General features: G+C 41.0%; 16 protein-coding genes, 1 tRNA gene and 2 pseudogenes. 5 read left to right on the top strand and 14 right to left on the bottom strand.

Going from position 1 to position 20,760, the window contains the following annotated elements:
- Positions 1-17 precede the first annotated feature (17 nt).
- The 10 genes and pseudogenes from rplM to pnp form a co-directional block, all read right to left on the bottom strand.
- Entirely contained in the window at positions 18-464 is a 447-nt protein-coding gene (gene rplM / locus HMPREF9425_RS08770; RefSeq protein ID WP_002886374.1) for a 50S ribosomal protein L13, read from the bottom strand.
- Positions 465-722: 258 nt separating this feature from the next.
- Positions 723-896, bottom strand: a pseudogene (locus HMPREF9425_RS08765) (helix-turn-helix transcriptional regulator); the annotation flags it as partial.
- 630 nt (positions 897-1,526) lie between these two features.
- Positions 1,527-2,387 carry a DegV family protein gene (locus tag HMPREF9425_RS08755; RefSeq protein ID WP_003098328.1) on the bottom strand — a complete coding sequence of 287 codons (861 nt, stop codon included), beginning with the start codon at positions 2,385-2,387 and terminating at the stop codon, positions 1,527-1,529.
- 8 nt (positions 2,388-2,395) lie between these two features.
- A complete protein-coding gene (locus tag HMPREF9425_RS08750; RefSeq protein ID WP_003098327.1) occupies positions 2,396-2,911 on the bottom strand; it encodes an NYN domain-containing protein in 516 nt (171 codons plus the stop codon).
- 2 nt (positions 2,912-2,913) lie between these two features.
- Entirely contained in the window at positions 2,914-3,657 is a 744-nt protein-coding gene (rlmB, locus tag HMPREF9425_RS08745) for a 23S rRNA (guanosine(2251)-2'-O)-methyltransferase RlmB (RefSeq protein ID WP_003098325.1), read from the bottom strand.
- Positions 3,658-4,376: 719 nt separating this feature from the next.
- Positions 4,377-4,778 (bottom strand): Mini-ribonuclease 3, encoded by a 402-nt coding sequence (locus HMPREF9425_RS08735; protein ID WP_003098320.1) that lies wholly within the window; start codon positions 4,776-4,778, stop codon positions 4,377-4,379.
- Positions 4,771-6,114, bottom strand: coding sequence for a cysteine--tRNA ligase (cysS, locus tag HMPREF9425_RS08730; RefSeq protein WP_003098319.1), 1,344 nt, complete (start codon positions 6,112-6,114; stop codon positions 4,771-4,773). The genes HMPREF9425_RS08735 and cysS overlap by 8 nt, the downstream gene beginning before the upstream one ends.
- Positions 6,115-6,490: 376 nt before the next feature.
- The gene (gene cysE, locus HMPREF9425_RS08725; RefSeq protein WP_003092303.1) at positions 6,491-7,111 is read right to left on the bottom strand and encodes a serine O-acetyltransferase; all 621 of its coding nucleotides are present in this window, start codon (positions 7,109-7,111) and stop codon (positions 6,491-6,493) included.
- Positions 7,112-7,196: 85 nt separating this feature from the next.
- Positions 7,197-7,967 carry an SseB family protein gene (locus HMPREF9425_RS08720; protein ID WP_003098318.1) on the bottom strand — a complete coding sequence of 257 codons (771 nt, stop codon included), beginning with the start codon at positions 7,965-7,967 and terminating at the stop codon, positions 7,197-7,199.
- Positions 7,964-10,201 carry a polyribonucleotide nucleotidyltransferase gene (gene pnp, locus HMPREF9425_RS08715; RefSeq protein WP_003098316.1) on the bottom strand — a complete coding sequence of 746 codons (2,238 nt, stop codon included), beginning with the start codon at positions 10,199-10,201 and terminating at the stop codon, positions 7,964-7,966. Before pnp ends, HMPREF9425_RS08720 begins: the two co-directional genes overlap by 4 nt.
- Before the next feature lie 208 nt (positions 10,202-10,409).
- Here pnp and pbp3 (HMPREF9425_RS08710) point away from each other — a divergent pair, with 208 nt between their 5' ends.
- Together pbp3 (HMPREF9425_RS08710) and pbp3 (HMPREF9425_RS08705) are read left to right on the top strand one after the other, a co-directional pair.
- Entirely contained in the window at positions 10,410-11,657 is a 1,248-nt protein-coding gene (gene pbp3, locus HMPREF9425_RS08710) for a D-alanyl-D-alanine carboxypeptidase PBP3 (protein ID WP_037621860.1), read from the top strand.
- A gap of 144 nt (positions 11,658-11,801) precedes the next feature.
- Positions 11,802-13,058, top strand: coding sequence for a D-alanyl-D-alanine carboxypeptidase PBP3 (pbp3, locus tag HMPREF9425_RS08705; RefSeq protein WP_037621858.1), 1,257 nt, complete (start codon positions 11,802-11,804; stop codon positions 13,056-13,058).
- 128 nt (positions 13,059-13,186) lie between these two features.
- Here pbp3 (HMPREF9425_RS08705) and HMPREF9425_RS08700 read toward each other — a convergent pair whose 3' ends face one another.
- Positions 13,187-15,637: an ATP-dependent Clp protease ATP-binding subunit gene (locus HMPREF9425_RS08700; RefSeq protein ID WP_003098311.1), complete on the bottom strand. Its 2,451-nt coding sequence runs from the start codon at positions 15,635-15,637 to the stop codon at positions 13,187-13,189.
- A complete protein-coding gene (locus tag HMPREF9425_RS08695) occupies positions 15,638-16,093 on the bottom strand; it encodes a CtsR family transcriptional regulator (RefSeq protein WP_003092291.1) in 456 nt (151 codons plus the stop codon).
- 316 nt (positions 16,094-16,409) lie between these two features.
- On the opposite strand from HMPREF9425_RS08695, the gene HMPREF9425_RS08690 reads away from it, so the two are divergent.
- Positions 16,410-16,880, top strand: a complete 471-nt coding sequence (locus tag HMPREF9425_RS08690; RefSeq protein ID WP_003098309.1) for a COG2426 family protein — start codon at positions 16,410-16,412, stop codon at positions 16,878-16,880.
- 103 nt (positions 16,881-16,983) lie between these two features.
- On the opposite strand, the gene tsf is transcribed toward HMPREF9425_RS08690, so the two are convergent.
- Both tsf and rpsB read right to left on the bottom strand, forming a co-directional pair.
- Positions 16,984-18,024, bottom strand: coding sequence for a translation elongation factor Ts (gene tsf, locus HMPREF9425_RS08685; RefSeq protein ID WP_003092376.1), 1,041 nt, complete (start codon positions 18,022-18,024; stop codon positions 16,984-16,986).
- A gap of 110 nt (positions 18,025-18,134) precedes the next feature.
- A complete protein-coding gene (rpsB, locus tag HMPREF9425_RS08680; protein ID WP_002886342.1) occupies positions 18,135-18,902 on the bottom strand; it encodes a 30S ribosomal protein S2 in 768 nt (255 codons plus the stop codon).
- A 361-nt stretch (positions 18,903-19,263) separates the two neighbouring features.
- On the opposite strand from rpsB, the pseudogene ahpF reads away from it, so the two are divergent.
- Positions 19,264-20,405 (top strand): annotated as a pseudogene (gene ahpF, locus HMPREF9425_RS08675) (alkyl hydroperoxide reductase subunit F); the annotation flags it as partial.
- Between the two features lie 175 nt (positions 20,406-20,580).
- Positions 20,581-20,651 (top strand) — tRNA-Cys (locus HMPREF9425_RS08665).
- Positions 20,652-20,760: the final 109 nt, after the last annotated feature.

Here is a 20,760-nt window from a genome sequence, read left to right as displayed (position 1 = left end):
CTCCTTTCCTCTTAGAATTAGATAAGTCCTGAGATATCAAGTACTTCTGGTTGTTGTGCAGCGTGAGTGTGCTCACCGCCAACGAAGACTTTCAATTTCATACCTTGTGCGCGTCCAAGAGTGTTGTGTGGAAGCATACCTTTAACTGATTTTTCAATCAAACGAACAGCGTTTTTAGAACGAAGTTCACCTGCTGAGATTTGTTTCAATCCACCTGGGTACATTGAGTGAGTATAGTAGATCTTATCAGTTGCTTTTTTACCAGTCAATTTAACTTTTTCAGCATTGATAACGATTACGAAATCACCTGTATCAGTGTGTGGTGTGAAAGTTGGTTTGTTTTTTCCGCGAAGTACGCTAGCAACTACTGCAGAAAGACGTCCAAGTGGCACATCAGTTGCGTCAACGACATACCATTTACGTTCAACTTGGCCTGGTTTAGCCATAAATGTTGTTTTGTTCATGATTTCTCCTATATATAGTTCGATTTTTGTTTACGAGTGATGGGTGTTCCTTCCCATCAAAAAGTATTTGGAAGGTTCCGGGGCCTTTCAAATGGGGTAAACAATACCGTCTAACATAATATCAAAAAAACACGTCCAAGGCAAGTCATTTGGAGGTGTTTTTTCTTTTATTTTTTTAGCTCCCGTTTTATAAGTTAGGTAATAGAATACCCCCAGCGACCTCTCTTCTAAGGGATGCAAACTAGTCCTCAGCTTCCCCCAAAAAAGCTGGTCTAATGTTTTACAGATGGCAATGTACAAATCCATGGTCGGATTGTAGTCTCCCTTTTCAATAGGTGAGATGGTCTGGCGAGAGACTCCTATAGCATCTGCTAAGCCTTGTTGAGTGAGGTCTTTTGCCACACGTGCTGACTTTAATTTTAAATTTTTCATTTAAAAACCCTATGCTTCGTCTTCTAGTTCTTCCAGACGGTTTTTTCTGATTTTTTTGATGATAACCAATCCGTCACAAATAAGGATCAAACCCAATGTCAAAAATGCTACACTACTCATAATATTATTATTCATCTCAATCGACTGTACTAAACTTAACAAACCAATTGATGATATAACAATTCCAAAAAGCAACATTACTCAGGATAATACGAACACTTTCTTCTCAATTTTTTGTCCAGTAACCGTGGATGCCCATTTCGTGATACGCTATGCACTACGACCACGCTCATAGATCCAAAGAAAGTAATAATTAATAATGACTGAGCTAAGTATACGGAGTGTGTCTTACCAGTAACCATAATCGTTACAAATATACCAATCATGGCTACTCCATAACCTCCAGCAGCAGATGCTGTTACTGATTAACTGAGCACGTTCATCCATCGTGCTAGCTACTTTTTCTTTGACTCCTTCATTTTGTTCCCTCCATTTTATAGATTTATTACAGCATTGTTTTACATCATGTTAAATATACTATTCATTTTGTATGATTTATCTTCTTATTTTCTATTGATACATCATTTCAGACAACGAAAAAATCAGATAGGAAAACCTATCTGATTTTTTCTATCTAGCTTCCTCACCAATCGTAAAGACGGCTAAGGTATCTGGTCCGACATGGGTAGAAATAACTGGTCCAAGTGGCATAATAAGAACTTGTTCAATGCCGTCAACTGCTAACAATCGTTCTTTTAGATTCTTCGCAGCTGCAAAATCATTAGCATAAGCGACAATCGCTGTGCTATGTCCAATATCCTGAGTAGCATTCAGGACCATTTCTTTAATGGCTTTTTTACGTCCACGGATTTTAGCCAAAGGAACCAACTTACCTGAAGCGTCTAGCCAAAGAAGAGGCTTGATATTAATCAAACTACCAATAATTGCTGAGCTCTTAGAAAGACGACCTCCACGCATAAGATGGTAGAGATCATCAACTAAGAAATAGGTCCGTAAACGTGGCAGAATGTCCTCAATCATGGCTTTCGTTTCGGATAAACTCTTACCCTGGCCACGAGCTTCTGCCGCCAAGATAGAAAGATAACCTTCTCCACCTGCTGCCGCCAGGGTATCTACAATCTCAATGACAGCTTCTGGGTACTCATCTAAAATCATGTCACGCGCCATAACAGCACTTTGATAAGTACCTGAAAGCACTGATGAGAAGGCAAGATAAAGAAGAGCATCACCATTTTGAACATGACGACGAAAAACCTCTTCAAATTGACCAACATTCACCTGACTTGTGGTCGGTTGACCTCCTTCTTGCATAGCTTCCAAGAGACGGTCACTCGTTAATCGATTAGGACCAACGGTCTCATAAGTAATATCATCGAGCGTAATGGTCAGACCAATAAGTTCAACATCATTCTCCTGAGCCCATTTTTCATCTAGATCTGCTGTTGAATCTGTCAAAATTTTAAATGTCATATATCCCTCTATTCTATTTCATTTAAAAGGTTCTGTAATTTTCCTAATTGTGTTTCATCCCATGGACGTAACTTGGGGGTTGTTAAGTCAATATGTGCTGACATCTTGTCTAAGTCCGACTTAACGGTATTAACACGCTCCTCCAACTCACGCGCTGAAACACGTAAAGCTCCTTGAGAAAAGATGGCCCACTGTTCATTCAAGTCACTAGTCGCCACTTCAACTAGATTTTGAACAGTATTCATTTCAGCTGCTGAGCGCTCAATATAGCTATCGGCTGTCTCGTCTGCCTCAGTAAAAATAACACTAACACGGTACTGATCATAGCGCTGACGGCTCCCTGGAACAAACTGGGCATCAAACACACAGATGATATCAATATGCTCAAAGTTGGCATAATGATTGAGCTTACGAATCAGTGTTTCACGAGCTTCGTCAAGCTGATTGGCCTTAAAGAGTTGACGGGTTTCTTGCCAAAAGGCAATCATATTATAACCATCAACCAGAAGTATTCTTTTTTTCATAGTTACAATCGGTTTCGATAAACTTCATACATAAGAACTGCAGCTGCCACACTGGCGTTTAGGCTCTGCACATGGCCACTCATAGGAATAGTAATCATCTCGTCAACTTGTTTCTTGATGTTAGCAGAAATTCCCTTACCTTCATTACCAATGATAAGAGCAAGCTTACCAGCTGTGTTCCATTTATGAGATGGTGTACCGTCCATATCTGTACCAAATACCCAAAAGCCTGATTCTTTAAGTTTATCAAGGGTTTGGCTCAGATTAGTCACTCTCGCAATCGGAATATGCTCCACTGCCCCTGTTGATGTCTTGGCAACTACAGGGGTTACCCCTACAGCACGATGTTTGGGAATAATAACTCCTGTCACCTGGGTAGCATCAGCCGTTCGTAGGATAGAACCAAAGTTATGAGGATCATTAAGTCCATCTAAAATGAGAATCAGAGGGTTCTCCTCTTGCTCAGCCTTATCCATAATAACTGAGAAATCAGAGTAAGCGAACTCTGACACACGAAGGACAAAACCTTGATGAACAGCCCCACCTGTCATATCAGACAAGGTCTTCTTCGGTGTCCAAGAGATGGAAACCTTCTTTTCAGCTGCCAAAGCCTTAATAGCATCCACATTTTTCCCTCGAAGATCGTCTTGAATATAGAGTTTGTTTCCAGTATTAGCTTCTAGACTCTCCGTTACAGCATGCACACCATAAACAATATCTAGGCTTGATTCTTTAGTTGTTTTCATATGCCCATTCTATCATAAAAAAAGCCCTCTTACGAGGGCAAAGCATGTTAAATAAATGTAATTACTACTAGATAAAGCACTAGAAGAACCAGAACAAGCGTTGCAGCAGCCAAAACCTGCTTACCAATTGTATCTGGATCTGCAATTGATTCTGCAATCTTTCTCTCAGCCTAGGTAATGGTTTTACCTACTGTTTGGAAGATGTCAATTGAGTCTGTGCTTGTTGAACTGTTTCCGGAAATCTCTGAGATAAGTCCGTCTGTAAAGGTTACTTTTGACGAATAGGTCAAACTCTCACTCTGTATTTTTATCCAACTGACTTATTTCTGCAGTTGTCGATGCAAGAGAGCTAGCAGTTTCTTAAGCCACTTCAGATGTTGCGCTTGCCTCTCCTCGCTCAGATGCAGCTACTGATCGATCCTCACCAAAATCTTGGACACGAGCCTCTTCTGAATAAGATGTAGTCATAGAAACACTCGTCTCTACAATATCAACTTGAGAATGTACCTCAAGAAGACCCTCATCTGTCTCACTTGAAGAGACAACCATCAATGACGTTGAGGTCCCACTGAGCTGACTTGATTGGTTGGTTCTGCCTTGGCTTCAACTGAAGAAAAATCAACTTACGGAGCTGATGCCTCACTATTAACATAATCTATTATTTTTTCACAATCTAGATTAATTTTAAATAACAAAAAATCCTGCTCTCAGCAGAATTTTTAGATTTCTTTCTCAACTTCATCAATGCACCAAGTAACCAACTCTTCTAGGCGGTCGACATCCTCGGTCATATGAAGATAACCCATAACTGCCTCGAAACCTGTTGACATTTTATAGGTAATAACATCCGTATTTTTAGCCTTGGTATGACTCTTAGCATTACGACCTCGTTTGTATATGTCCAGCTCTTTTTCAGTCAAAAGCTCTCGATCTATCATTTTTTCAATGAGGCTAGCTTGAGCCTTGGCGGAAACATAGCGTGTAGCTAGACGATGCAATTGATTTGGCTTAGTCTGTCCTTGAAAAATCAGGTGACGGCGAATGTATAAGGAATAAACAGCATCTCCCTCAAAGGCGAGAGCAATACCATTAATAAGGTTGACATCAAGGTATTTAGTCACGTGTCCACCTCACGCCCTCCCTGGTATCAAGAAGTTTGATACCTTGAGCAGCTAACTCATCACGAATGCGGTCTGCTGTCGCAAAGTCCTTGTTAGCACGCGCTGCCTGACGCTCTTCAATGAGTTTTTCGATATCTTCATCAAGAACTTCTTCTTCGAAAACAATACCGAAAACTTGGAGCATTTTTTCAAAAGCATCTTTAACAGTTTCATCATAGTTGCCTGAATTAATCCATTTGGCCATATCAAACAGAACAGTCACACCATTTGCCGTATTAAAGTCATCATCCATAGCCACCTGGAAAGCATCAAGATAAGTTTGCAACTCATCTTGATTCACCTGATCTGTCAAGGGAAGACTGTGCGTATTTTTCAAATACTTGAGATTGACTTCAGCATCATGGATAGCTTTCTCGGTAAAGTTAATTGGTTTACGATACTGTTGTGTCGCTAGGAAGAAGCGAAGCACTTGCCCATCAACCGTCTTAAGCATATCATGGACAGTCACAAAGTTACCCAAGGATTTTGACATTTTCTCATTGTCCACATTAACAAAACCGTTGTGCATCCAATAATTAGCGAAGGTCTTACCAGTTTTGGCTTCTGATTGTGCGATTTCATTAGTATGGTGTGGGAACTCAAGGTCCGCACCTCCACCATGGATATCGATAGTATTCCCAAGGATTTCAGTCGCCATAACAGAACATTCGATGTGCCAGCCTGGACGTCCAGGTCCCCAAGGACTTTCCCAAGAAATCTCTCCTTCTTTGGCAGCTTTCCAAAGGGCAAAATCCAGAGGATTTTCCTTACGATCTGTCTCAGCATCCGTACGTCCGCTAGCACCAATTTCAAGATCTTCCAAGGTCTTATTAGCTAATTTTGCATAATTTTTTGACTTAGCTACTTGGAAGTATACATCACCTTCAGCAACATAAGCAAAACCTTTATCAATCAAGGTTGACACAAATGCAATAATTTCATCCATGTAGTTAATAACACGAGGATTTTGTGTCGCTGGTTTGATTCCAAGTTGTGCGGTATCTTCCATAAAGGCTGTGATAAACTTGTCTGATAATTCTTTGGTCGAAATACCAGCTTCATTGGCTGCCTTAATAATTTTATCATCTACATCCGTAAAGTTGGAAATATAGTTGACTGTATAGCCACAATACTCAAAATAACGACGAATAGTATCAAAAGCTACTGCTGAACGGGCATTTCCGATATGAATATAATTGTAAACTGTTGGTCCGCAGATATACATATTGACAACATTTTCTGTCAAAGGTACAAAATCACGGAGCGAACGTGTCATCGTATCATAAATTTTAATCACTTGAGATTCCTTTCAATTAACTGGAAACTATTTTTTATCCTTGATATGGTTTAGGTACAAACACAAGAGTATAACGAGAATTATAATCCAAATAGCCGCAACTAGCTGACCTTGAGCCAAGAGAGACATAGCTGAAAGAAAACTCCCAACTATATAGAAGACCAAAAAAGGATTGTCCTTGAAGAATTGTTTCATTACTCAAATCTCACTTGTGTCGTTGCTTAAAAACAAGACCGGCCCATAACAGAGCAATGCAAAACCATAAGGCGGCCATACTATAATCTGCTCTATGTAAAGCAATGTAGACAAGGGCAAAGGGGCCCACGACCGTCAATCGAGTCACCTTTGAACTAAAGAGTTTCATCTTTTTCTGTCCTTATAGACGTGATGAGTGAAAGCTTGCTGCTTTTAGAAGATCTTCTAGCTTTTCGCTATAGTATTCACGACCTTCCTCAATGTCATGAATCACTTCTTCATCCTTTTTACCGTGAACACGTACGACCTTAGCAGGGACACCAACTACCGTAACATCTTCTGGGACATCGGCAACAACCACAGCTGCTGCACCTACCTTAGCATTTTTCCCAATCTCAATAGGACCAATAACCTGAGCATGGGCTGAAACCAATGCACCCTCACGAACGGTTGGGTGACGTTTTCCGACATCTTTACCAGTACCACCTAAAGTAACACCGTGATAGAGCATAGCTCCTTTTTCAACCACAGCTGTTTCACCAATGACAAGGCCAGAACCGTGATCAATAAAGACACCTTCAGCAATCTGAGCCCCAGGATGAATCTCAATCTGAGTCCAAAATCGCCAAAATTGACTATGCATACGAGCTAACAGTCGACAATGGTGGCGCCAGAGAAAATGTGAGATGCGATGAGCGGCCAAAGCCTTTAGACCAGGATAGGTTAAAAGAACCTCCAAACTTGTCCGAGCCGCTGGGTCATTTTTCTTTACAATATCAATACTTTCTTTCCACCACCCCATATAGGTCACTCCTTATATCATTATTGTTATTATTGTTTGCTGTTGTCCTATTATTCTTTAAAGTGGAAAGTTGAGAACACTAGGTCTACTCGCTATCCCCTTCAAAATAAGCCCAATCGATTAACTCAGGCTGGTCATCAAAAGGATTGATGACAATACCTTGAACCTTGTCCAACTCATTTTCGCCTGTTGAAGGCTGGTAAATTTCTGACAGTGGCCATTGCAAAATCGTCCCTTTAGCCTTACGGAAAGGTAGACCAAAAGTCTCGTTACCATACCATTTTGCAAAGCTCGTTAAGTTCGTAAACACAGGTACATAACTCTGTCCCTCTGCATTCGACATGGTCGCAAAGAGACGGTCATCCTGGCCATCTTCCTCGCGTTTGTGAATGAAGGCTGGAACAAGATAAATCTTATCTTTAGGAGCTGCCTTTTGGTTTTCCTCACCCAAAAGATTATTTAAGGTCTGAGTGAAATAGTTGATAAACTGGATGAGTTCACTGCTTGCAAAAAGAGTGGTATTTGAGAAATCACCATCCTCTTTTAAATTGAAAGCAAGACCAAAAAGCTCTGCCTGAACCAGTTGTGTTAAAACATCTAAGCTCGAACGTTCTACCCAAGTTTGCTCTCGAGCACTCTCTTGAGTAGCTTTAAAAGATTGTAGGTCCTGTTCACTAGTGAAGACAGGAACAACCTTCTTGCCTTCTACTTCAACTGCGTAGAGGTCTTGGGCAGCCAAGACGGGAGTACGTTGTAGGTGATTAATCAAAGCCAGACTGGTTAAAAAGTGGTCTGGTTCCGTTAAAAACTCTCTCAAGGTTTCATCAAAAGCTTGCAATTCTTGATTTTCTGTCATTCTTCTGTCTGTTCTTTCATTTCTGATTTATCAGGATTTTGCGGTGCTTTACCATTTTCATTATGGTGGCGTGGTTTGTGATGAGAACGACGGCGGTGACGATGCTCTCCTTCATTTTCCCCGTCTTCAATCTTTTCGGGCTTAGGAAGTAAGGTCTTAATTGAGGCATCGATACGTCCTTTTTCATCGATTTTGATAATTTTAACAGTTACCATATCCCCAACCTTAACCACATCTTCGACACGCTCAGTGCGTTCCCAAGCTAGTTCTGAGATGTGGACGAGAGCATCTGTCTTATTAAAGAGATGGACAAAGGCACCGAACTTTTCAATACGCACAACTGGTACAGTGTAGACCTCGCCAACCTTTGCTTCACGTACAAGATCGGAAATAATTGTTTTGGCACGGTTAATAGCATCCTGATCACTAGAGAAAATCTGAACAAGTCCCTCTTCATCGATATCAATAGTGACACCAGTCTCAGCAATAATCTTGTCAATTGTTTCGCCACCTTTACCGATGACAACCTTAATCTTGTCAACAGGAATCTGAATACTATCAATCTTAGGCGCTGTTGGAGCCAACTCTGGACGTGGCTCAGCGATTACTGCCTCGATAACATCAAGAATCTCAAAACGAGCTACCTTGGCTTGAGCCAAAGCCTCTTCGAGAATGGCAGGTGTAATACCTGAAATCTTAATATCCATCTGAAGAGCTGTAATACCTCGACGTGTACCAGCCACCTTAAAGTCCATATCGCCAAAATGATCTTCCAAACCTTGAATATCGGTTAGAACAGTGTAGTTAGTTCCATCTGAAATAAGGCCCATGGCAATCCCCGCAACAGGTGCCTTAATCGGCACCCCACCGGCCATAAGAGCCAAAGTACCTGCACAAATAGAAGCCTGTGAAGAAGACCCATTTGACTCCAAGACTTCAGCTACCAAACGGATAGCATATGGAAACTCTTCGATACTTGGGAGAACTTGAGCAAGGGCTCGCTCACCCAAGGCTCCATGACCAATTTCACGACGACCTGGTGCACCGTAACGCCCTGTTTCACCCACCGAATACTGAGGGAAATTGTAGTGGTGAAGGAAACGTTTCTTATACTCTGGATCCAAACCATCAACAAGTTGTGTATCACTCATAGGGGCTAAAGTCAAGACTGATAAGGCCTGGGTTTGTCCACGTGTAAAGAGACCTGAACCATGAACCTTAGGAAGAAAGTCAATCTCTGCGTCCAAAGGACGGATTTCATCCACACGACGACCATCAGGACGAACCTTGTCTTCTGTAATCAGACGGCGCACTTCAGCATGTTCCATCTGCTCAAGGATTTCTACCACATCACGTAGAATAGTTTCCTTATCTTCATCTTCTGCGAAGCGTTCTTGATAAGAAGTAAGGACCTCTTCTTTAACAGCCTGGGTTGCTGCTTCACGCGCCAGTTTTTCTTCCACCTGAACAGCCTTAGCTAACTGATCATAATAAGCCGTTTCGATTTCGACTTTCAATTCAGCATCAACTTGGAGTAGTTCAACCTCAGCCTTTTCCTTACCAACAGCCGCAACAATATAATTTTGGAAATCAACCAACTCTTGAATAGCTTCATGTCCCTTCAAAAGTGCTTGCAACATGATGTCCTCTGACAATTCCTGAGCACCTGATTCTACCATATTGATGGCTTCCTTGGTACCGGCCACTGTCAAGTCTAACTGTGAAACGTCTTTATCTGATGCACTTGGGTTGATGATGAAATCTTCCGCTGCATAAGCCACTTGAACCCCAGCAATGGGACCATTGAAAGGAATATCCGAAATAGAAAGTGCTAAAGAACTCCCAAACATAGCTGCCATTGGCGCACTAGCATTTTCATCATAAGAGAGAACAGTATTAATGACTTGAACTTCGTTACGAAACCCCTCCGCAAACATAGGACGAATAGGACGATCAATAAGACGAGCAGTCAAAGTGGCGTCTGTTGAAGGACGGCCTTCACGCTTATTAAAACCTCCCGGGAACTTACCAGCCGCATACATTTTTTCCTCATAATTAACCTGTAATGGAAAGAAATCTGCAGTTGCCATCTTTTTAGACATAACAGCTGCTGACAATACGGTTGTATCTCCATAACGTACTACAACGGCACCATTAGCCTGCTTGGCTACATGTCCCACTTCCACAACAAGTGGGCGTCCTGCAAAGGTCATCTCAAAAGTTTGTTTAGCCATGTTTGATCCCTCTTTTTATCCATAACCAGCCCCACAAAAACGAACTGGTCAACTTTATATCATTCATTTGATATAACTTCCATTTTACCATATTATAGTCGAAAATGGCAGAGCTTCGGCATAAGTTGCACTCCAAGCTTTTCTCGATTTCAGATATTTAAGTGGTTTTGTGATATAATAAACACTTATGAGAGCCAAAGGAATGACTATGAAAAAATTACAACACATCATTATGATTACCTTAATCTTAATAGGCCTAACAACACCTGCCCTAGCACAAGATCAGACTGATGACTTCAATGTTGCTGCAAAACATGCGATCGCTATCGAAACCACTACAGGAAAAGTGCTCTATGAAAAAGATGCCACCACTCCTAATGGCGTTGCTTCAATGACGAAAATCCTGACAGCCTACATGGTCTATAAAGCTGTTGATCAAGGTAAAATTAATTGGGACACTGAGGTAAATATCTCAGACTATCCATTCAACCTAACAGTTGATTCAGAAGTTTCAAATATCCCACTAGATTCTCGAAAATATACTGTCAAACAACTCTTAGATGCCACCCTCATTAGTAGTGCCAACAGTGCAGCAATTGCTCTAGCTGAAAAAATCTCAGGAACAGAGAGTGCCTTTGTTGACACTATGACAGCCCAACTTAAAGAATGGGGCATTACAGATGCTAAATTATTTAACGCTTCTGGTCTAAACAATAAATACCTTGGGGATAACCGCTATCCTGGCTCTAAACCAGATGACGAAAATACTATGAGTGCTCTAGATGTTGCCATTATTGCAGACCACCTCATCAAAGACTATCCTCAGGTACTTGAAATCACCAAGCAAACCGAAACTGATTTCGAACGTGACAACAAATTAACGACACACAACTACATGTTGGAGGGGCAAGACAACTACCGTGAAGGCGTTGATGGACTCAAGACTGGAACAACCGAACTTGCAGGGGCATCCTTTGTAGCCCACTCCAATGAACATGGCATGAGTTTGATTACAGTTGTTATGAATGCGGACAATGGCGGAGAGGATGAAGCTGCCAGATTCACAGCCACAAATGAGTTGCTAGATTATGTGACTCAAAACTGGGAAATCAAAACCCTCAACACCAAAGGACAAATCGTCAAGAAAAATGATATTAAGGTAGCCGATGGAGACAGTCAAACCATCTCTGCTAAGCTCGAGTCAGACCTTATAGTCGTTCAAAAAATAAACAGCAAAAATGATGCTGTTAAAATCAAAGCAAAAACTATAACAGCACCTATCAAAAAAGGCGACACTATTGGAACAGCAACCTTTGATGACAAGGATCTCGTAGGAACAGGTTACATCTCTGATCCCCCTCAAATTTCGGTAACAGCCAACCAATCTATCAAGAAAAGTTTCTTCTTAAAAGTTTGGTGGAACCATATCGTTAATTTCTTTACAGGAAATAAGTAAACACAAAACTACCTTTTAAATATCAAAAGGTAGTTTTATCTTGCCTTCAAAATTGGTCTTGTAAGTAAAAGCCCATTCTCAACACCTTAAGTTCCTCTCAAAATGTGGTATAATAAATATCCAAAACACATGAAGGAACAAACCATGAAAAAACTGATTACGCTTATGATGACCTTCTTACTCTGTCTGGGAAGCGTAGCCCCTGCTTTTGCAGCAGATAAGAAAAAAGGATATGATGCCGCAGCCAAACATGCCGTCGCTGTCGAAGCTAATACTGGCAAAATTTTATACGAAAAAGATGCCACTACCTCTGCTGGAATTGGCTCTATTACCAAGCTCCTAACAGCCTATATGGTTTATAAAGCGGTAGATCAGGGAGACCTCAAATGGAACAGCAAAGTTGATATTTCTGACTATCCCTTTGAACTAACTGTCAGTGCCGGAGTATCTAATATTCCACTAGATGCCCGCAAATACACTGTCAAACAACTTCTTGACGCAACCCTTATTGCCAGTGCCAACAGTGCATCTATTGCTCTAGCCGAGGAAATCGGAGGAACCGAAAGTAAGTTTGTCGACATGATGAAAGCCCAACTTAAAGATTGGGGTATCACTGATGCCAAGATTGTCAATGCCTCTGGTCTCAATAATTCTTACTTAGGTGACAATATCTATCCAGGCTCTAAATCTGACGAAGAAAACACCATGAGTGCTAAGGACGTTGCTGTCATTGCGCAACACGTGGTGAAAGAATATCCTGAAATTCTCGATATCACTAAAAAAACTGAGGCTGACTTTGATGGTGTCAACAAACTCAAAACCTCCAACTATATGCTTAAGGGACAACCTAGTTACCGTAAAGGAGTTGATGGTCTAAAAACAGGTACCACCGACTTGGCTGGTGCTTCCTTCGTGGCCCACTCAAATGAAAGTGGCATGAGCATTATCGCAGTCATTTTGAATTCTGATAATACCGATACTGATGATTACGCCCGTTTCACTGCAACTAACGACCTACTTAACTACGTAGTCTATCATTGGGAAAGCAAGACCATTGCCAAAAAAGGACAAGCCATCGGTAAAAGTCAAGCCTCTGTCCTTGATGGTAAATCTAAGCAAGTCACTGCCGTCGCTAAGTCTGACTTTAATATTATCCAAAAAATAGATGCCAACAATAACAAACACATTAAAGTCACTACCAACCAGATGCAAGCCCCTGTCAAGGCAGGAGACAAGGTGGGAACAGCCACCTTTGAAGATAAGGATCTTGTAGGAGAAGGCTACCTACCTAATCAAGGCATGCCAAGCATGGAACTGGTTGCTGGTAAAGAAGTTAAGAAAAGCTTCTTCCTCAAGGTTTGGTGGAATCACTTTGTCACCTTTGTCAACGAGAAACTCTAATACTTACAGTCGAGCGTGGCTCGGCTTTTTCTTTTACACCTACTTTACAGAAAGATTGACTCTACATTGACTCCTATTGACACAAAAAAAGACAAACTACACCTGTAATCTGTCTTTTTGTTTGATTTTTACACTACTGTAAAGGTTAATTTATCTTTCGAGCAGCCGATTTTAAGAGTTTGTCCACTAACTACTTGACCACCTAGTAAGAGCTCAGATAATTTATCCTCCACTTGAGTTTGAATCGTACGACGTAATGGACGAGCACCCATCTCAACATCATAGCCATCTTTAGCTAAATGCTTAAGGGCAGCTGGTTGGAATTTCAAGTCAATCCCTTTTTCAGCCAAAGCTGATACCAACGGTTTCACCATAATCTTGACAATCTCACGAAGTTGCTCTTCCTCTAAGCTATGGAAGACAACCTTCTCATCAATACGGTTAATAAATTCTGGACGGTAGGCCTTCTTAAGTTCTTCCATAATACGTGACTGCATAGCTTGGTGATTATGAGAAATTTCTTGGGCTCCAAAACCAACAGTTTTATCATCACGAAGAGCAGTCGCTCCCAAGTTTGAGGTCATAATGATGATAGTGTTTGAAAAGTCAACCTTACGACCACGGCTATCTGTCAAAACACCGTCATCCAAAACCTGTAAGAGGATGTTGAAAATATCTGGGTGAGCCTTTTCCACCTCGTCAAAGAGGAGAACTGAGTAAGGCTTATTGCGAACTTTCTCTGTTAATTCACCACCCTCATCATATCCAACATAACCTGGAGGAGCACCGTTAAGTCGGCTAGCCGCAAATTTTTCCATGTATTCTGACATATCAAAACGAAGCAAAGCTGACTCATCATCAAAGAGAACTTCCGCCAAAGCCTTGGCCAATTCTGTCTTACCAACACCAGTAGGTCCTAGGAACATGAAGGAACCAATCGGACGTTTTCCAGTACGAATACCTGACTGGTTACGACGAATAGCACGACTAATCGCCGAAACTGCTTCGTCTTGACCAATAACACGTTTGTGAAGCTCTGCTTCCAGATTCAAGTAACGCTTGCTATCTGCCTGAGTCATCTTCTCAACAGGAATACCTGATAGACGACTAAGGGTTTGCATAATCTGATCTGCATCTACCAAGGCAGGTTTTGGTAATTTTGCTTTTTGGCTAGCTTTATATTGTTTAACAGCAACCTTCATATCACCAGATAGAAGTGCTTCATCCAAAGGTGTTATCTCACGTTTGGCTTCTTTTTTGATACGACCTTGAACAGTGGCACTTGCTTCATCTAAAAGATCAATGGCAGAGTCAGGTAAGTTTTTACTCGTCAAATAACGGTGGGCCGCCTTGACCGCTGTCTCAACTGCCTCATCAGTAATCGTTACACGATGATAGTCTTCATAAGACGAACGTAGGCCTTTTAGAATATCAATCGCCTCAGCTACACTTGGCTCCTCAATTGTAATCTTAGCAAAACGGCGAGAAAGAGCTGCATCTTTCTCAATATGCTTCTGGTACTCAGCTTGAGTAGTTGCTCCAACCATATGAAGGGTCCCACGTGCTAGAGCAGGTTTCAAAATATTCGCCGCATCTAAGGTACTATCAATACCTGAACCAGAACCAATAATCGTATGCAATTCGTCAATAAAGAGAATGATTTTTCCATCAGCTTCAATCTCATCAATGATTTGATTCATACGTTCTTCGAAATCGCCACGGAAACGTGTTCCTGCAACCACACTCATCATATCAAGCTCTAAGATACGCATATCAGCCAACTCAAAAGGTACTTCGCCTGAAGCAATACGCTGTGCCAAGCCAAGCGCAAGTGCCGTCTTACCAACACCTGCTTCACCTACAAGAACTGGATTATTCTTCGTTTTACGACTCAAAACCTGAATCATGCGTGAAATCTCTTTCTCACGTCCAATAACAGGATCAAGGGCACCTGACTCGGCTACTGCCGTTAAGTCTTTGGTGTAATCTGACAGTTCCCCAGTAGAAGATTGAGGAGGCTGCATCATATTAGCAAAATTTCCTGATGCCTTTGATTTTTTAGGCTTACGAAGGTCATGAATGGCCTTCAAATCTTGCTTACTAAGACCTGCGTAACGCTCCAAAGAACGTCGTAAATCGATAATGCGAGGCTTATCGCTGTCATCTTTATATTGAAAACCAGCAACTTCAAGGAGACGACAAACCATCAAATCCTTATGAAGAAGGAAAGCCATCAATACATGTTCAGACCCTACCTCTACAGCACCAGTCACACTAGCAATTCCCTCTGCCTCTTGCAACATAGCCTCTAAAGCATGTGACTGTGCACGTAAATCGATAATATCTGATTCAGACAAGTCTTTCGGACTTTTCTCCATCGCTAGTACAGCAGCGGTCTCAATCTCTTCCGCACGAATACGGTCCTCAAAATCAGTAAAGGTTAAGTAGGCTACAGATCCTGGAACCTCAACCATAGCCAGAAGCACATGCCAAGTCTCCAAGAAAGGACTTCCAAAACGCTCTGCCTCAAGCTGAGCACGATGGAAAATGGCCTGCATTTTTCTTGAATATGTCGTCATCTAATTTCCTTTTCTATCCAATCTAAGTAATAGCGAGCGTAGAATACGCGAACGAGTAGCAGCCGCATCTGCGCCTAAAACATCATCACTAGCAGTTGCTAAAATCAAATTTCCCTCACGTTCAGTGATGATTTTTTCATCAAAAAGCAACTGAATCAAGTCTGTAAATACCTGCTCGCTGAGCTGATCTGCCAAATTTTGCAGCAAATCATTAATCATATGGTGTTTGTCGGAGAATCTAACTTTGACAATGCGAATATAGCCGCCACCACCACGTTTACTCTCAACAATATACCCACGACTCTCTGTAAAACGAGTCTTGATAACATAGTTAATCTGACTTGGTACTACTTGAAAAGCATCTGCCAAGTTCGACCGTTGAATCTCAGCAGTTCCAGACTGGCCCAGCAATTCTTTAATATATTCTTCTATACTATCTGATGTATTTCTTGCCATCTTAATTCCTCCAGTCTAATTTGACTATAACTGACTATTATTATACCAAAAATGTCAGCTCATGGGAAACTATACTCTCGAAAAGCTTTTTAAAGTTGTCATTAGAGAACATATAAGATACAATGAATAAGACTAAAATATTAGGTAACTTAAGGTGTTTGATTCAAATTTTCTATCCACTTTGACAGGCTGAGACCTATCTAATCCAACAAGTACTTTTTAGCACTTTCGCAGTAGTACTAGTCTTATCACTCTTGATAAAGCTCATCTCACTTTGAGTCTTATCTCTTATTTATTTCCCTATGAAAGGTTACTCATGAAATACATCATTGCACTCTTAATCTCTATGATTCCTTTAGTGGAGCTCCGTGGAGCTGTTCCTGTTGCTATCGCCTCAGGTATTCCTTGGTGGCAGGCCCTCATTCTTTGTGTCATTGGAAACATGATTCCAGTTCCAATTATTTTCTTCTTCGCCCGCCGTGTTCTCGAGTGGGGTGCTGACAAACCTCTTATCGGTGGCTTCTTTACCTGGTGTCTAAAAAAAGGTCATAGTGGGGGTCAAAAGCTTGAAAAAGCCGCTGGAGACAAAGGTGTCTTCTGGTCCCTTCTACTCTTTGTAGGAATTCCACTTCCAGGAACAGGAGCTTGGACTGGTACCCTCGCAGCATCTATCCTAGATTGGGACTTTAAGCGCAGTGTTCTAGCTGTTATGCTGGGGGTTATCCTTGCAGGTATCATCATGGGAACACTCTCTCTTCTACTTGGTGTAAATACCTTCGCTCATTAATTACTTTGTTAACGTCTGGGGCATGCTCAGATGTTTTTTAATAACAAAAAAAGAAGTTACGATTCATTTACGTAACTTCTTTCTTTTTATCTAGCAACTAGAATTAGTTGTTAAGTGCTGCTGCCATTGTAGCTGCAACTTCTGATTCAAAGTCGTTAGATGCTTTTTCGATACCTTCACCAACTTCAAAGCGAACGAATTCTACTACTGAAGCGTTTACTGATTCAAGGTAAGCTTCAACTGTTTTGCTGTCGTCCATGATGTAAACTTGAGCAAGAAGAGTGTACGCTTGGTCAACTTTAGTGTTGTCAAGCAAGAAGCGGTCCATTTTACCTGGGATGATTTTATCCCAGATTTTTTCTGGTTTACCTTCAGCAGTCAACTCAGCTTTGATATCTTCTTCAGCTTGAGCAAGAACAGCATCAGTCAATTGAGCTTTAGATCCATATTTAAGGTGTGGAAGAGCTGGTTTGTTAACCATTGCACGGCTTTCGTTATCTTGATCGATAGCGTGGTTAAGTTGTGCCAATTCATCTTTAACAAATTGTTCATCCAATTCAGTGTATGAAAGAACAGTTGGTTTCATCGCTGCGATGTGCATTGAGATTTGTTTTGCAAGAGCATCATCTCCACCCTCGATAACTGAAACAACACCGATACGTCCACCGTTGTGTTGGTAAGCTCCGAAGTGTTGTGCATCAGTTTTCTCAACAACTGCAAAACGACGGAATGAAATCTTTTCACCGATAGTAGCTGTAGCAGTTACATATGCAGCTTCAAGAGTTTCACCTGAAGGCATAGTCAATGCAAGTGCTTCTTCGTTGTTAGCTGGTTTACCTTCAGCAATCACTTTAGCTGTTTCGTTTACCAACTCAACGAATTGAGCGTTCTTCGCAACGAAGTCAGTTTCAGCGTTAACTTCAACAACTGCTGCAACGTTACCGTTAACGTAAACACCAGTCAAACCTTCAGCTGCAACACGGTCAGCTTTCTTAGCTGCTTTAGCCATACCTTTTTCGCGAAGCAATTCAATCGCTTTTTCGATATCGCCATCAACTTCAACTAATGCTTTTTTAGCGTCCATGACACCAGCACCAGATTTTTCGCGTAATTCCTTAACAAGTTTAGCTGTGATTTCTGCCATTTTGTTTTTCTCCAAATTTATTTTATAAAATTAAGGGGCTGGGCTGAGCCCCGCCCCTTAGGTATTTGTCGTATCTTTAGTGGGCATCATACCCTAACTAATCCTAAAGATTAGTTATTGTCACCTTCGACAACTTCAACGATTTCTTCAATTGAATCAGCTGCAGCTGCTTCTTGGAAATCTGCAGAAGCATCTTCCCCTTGGTTACCTTCGATGATAGCGTCAGCCATTTTTGAAGTGATCAATTTAACAGCACGGATAGCGTCATCGTTAGCTGGGATGATTACATCGATCTCATCTGGATCAGCGTTTGTATCAACCATTGCTACAACTGGGATACCAAGTTTTTTAGCTTCTTTAACAGCGATTTGTTCTTTGTGTGGGTCAACGATGTAGATTACATCTGGAATACGAGGCATATCTTCGATACCACCCAAGAATTTTTCAAGACGTGCACGTTGTTTGTTAAGAAGTGCAACTTCTTTCTTAGGAAGAACTTCGAAAGTTCCATCAGCTTCCATTTGTTTGATTTCTTTCAAACGAGCGATACGTTTTTGGATAGTATCCCAGTTTGTAAGAGTACCACCCAACCAACGGTGATTGATGTAGTATTGACCAGCACGAGTTGCTTCTTCAGCAACTGCTTCAGCAGCTTGTTTTTTAGTACCAACGAACAAGATTACTGCATCGTTAGCTGCTGCTTCACGAACGAATTCGTAAGCTGTGTCAGCCATTTTTACAGTTTGTTGCAAGTCGATAACGTGGATTCCGTTACGTTCTGTGAAGATGTATTTAGCCATCTTAGGATTCCAGCGACGAGTTTGGTGACCAAAGTGAACACCAGCCTCAAGAAGTTGTTTCATTGAAATTACTGCCATGAGTATTTCTCCTTAAAAAATTGTTTTTTCCTCTTCTAAGCTTTAGACTTGCAGTCCCACCTTGCGGCAACAAGACCACAATCGGCTTAAAATGAGTATTTGTCACTCTAGGTAACTATAGTAGTTTATCAAAAAAAGTGATATTTGACAAGCTATAAAATCAATAACCTCATTGGAAAAAACATGCTTTCATTAAAAAATAAAATCGTTTTCTTTAAGATTAATAAGTATTTTGTTTATAATTAGGCTTTCAAAAATAGAGGATGACATTATTTTGTCATTAGTCGGAAAAGAAATTATAGAATTTTCAGCACAAGCTTCTCAAAATGGGGAATTCATCACTGTAACAGATGAAAATATTAATTGCCCAGATATCGTTCAAGCTTTTAATATTATGACTGTTTTGAACCTAAATATCACACATACTATGATTGAAGGTGGTATGTATCAGGGTAAAGTCAAAGCGAAAGGTATCTTGTCTGTTCCTACGGTTAAAGACCAAGAAGAATTTACATCTGGTCGTGCAAGTATTGAACAGCTTGTAGAAAAACTCGACGGCCCATTTGATGCTGAAGCTTTCGCTGATAAAGGTGTCTATGATGTTTTGATTATTGGTGGTGGTCCTGCTGGAAACAGTGCTGCAATTTATGCTACCCGTAAAGGACTAAAAACTGGTCTTTTAGCAGAAACCTTTGGAGGACAAGTTATTGAGACAGTTGGTATTGAAAACATGATTGGTACGCTATATACAGAAGGTACTAAGTTAATGGACCAAGTTGAAGAGTATACTAAATCTTACGACGTTGATATCATCAAAAGTCAATTAGCTACTGGCATTGAAAAGAAAGAACTCATTGAAGTAACACTGGCTAACGGTGCCGTTTTAAAATCCAAAACTGCTATCCTAGCTCTCGGAGCCAAATGGCGTAATATCAACATTCCTGGCGAGGAAGAATTCCGCAACAAAGGTGTTACTTACTGCTCACACTTTGATGGTCCACTATTTGAAGAGAAAAATATTGCCGTTATCGGTGGTGGTAACTCAGGTTTGGAAGCGGCTTTAGATTTAGCCGGTATCACTAAACATGTTACGGTCTTAGAGTTCTTACCTGAATTAAAGTCAGATCAAGTCTTACAAGAACGAGCTGCTAAAACGGATAATCTAACCATTCTTAAGAACGTTGCAACAAAAAAATTCTGGGTCAAGATTATGTGACTGGTTTGAGGTACGTTGAGCGTGATACAAATGAAGAAAAACATCTTAACCTTGAGGGTGTCTTTGTTCGAATTGGTCTTGTACCAAGTACTGCTTGGCTCAAATACAGTGGTATTGAACTCAATGAACGCCAAGATATTATCGTTGATAAATTTGGTTCAACAAATATCTCTGGTATTTTTGCAGCAGGTGACTATACTGACAGCGCCTACAAACAAATCATTATTTCCATGGGGTCTAGTGCTACAAATGCTATCGGAGCCTTTGATTACTTGATTAGACAATAATCAAGACATACGTGTTAGTAATCAATATACAACAGTTATAATTAATACAAAGAAGTTGAATGTCTTTCAGCCTCTTTATATTTCTTGTAAATAGGCAGTTTGAACAATCAACCAGCCAATTTGATGAAAGAGGCTTGACGAATCTTTGTTTTTTCGATAGAATGGTATCTGTTATGGCGGTATAGCCAAGTGGTAAGGCACGGCTCTGCAAAAGCTTGATCGTCGGTTCAAATCCGTCTACCGCCTTCATAATATGAGGACACCTTAGGGTGTCTTTTTTCATTGTTGCATATAGTCAAAACCACCCGTGAGAACGGGTGGCTTGCTCTTCGGCTGAAAGCCTCTGCTACCGGCC

This window comes from Streptococcus vestibularis ATCC 49124 (assembly GCF_000188295.1).
Lineage (GTDB): Bacteria > Bacillota > Bacilli > Lactobacillales > Streptococcaceae > Streptococcus > Streptococcus vestibularis.
This window is presented reverse-complemented; position numbering and strand designations above follow the sequence as displayed.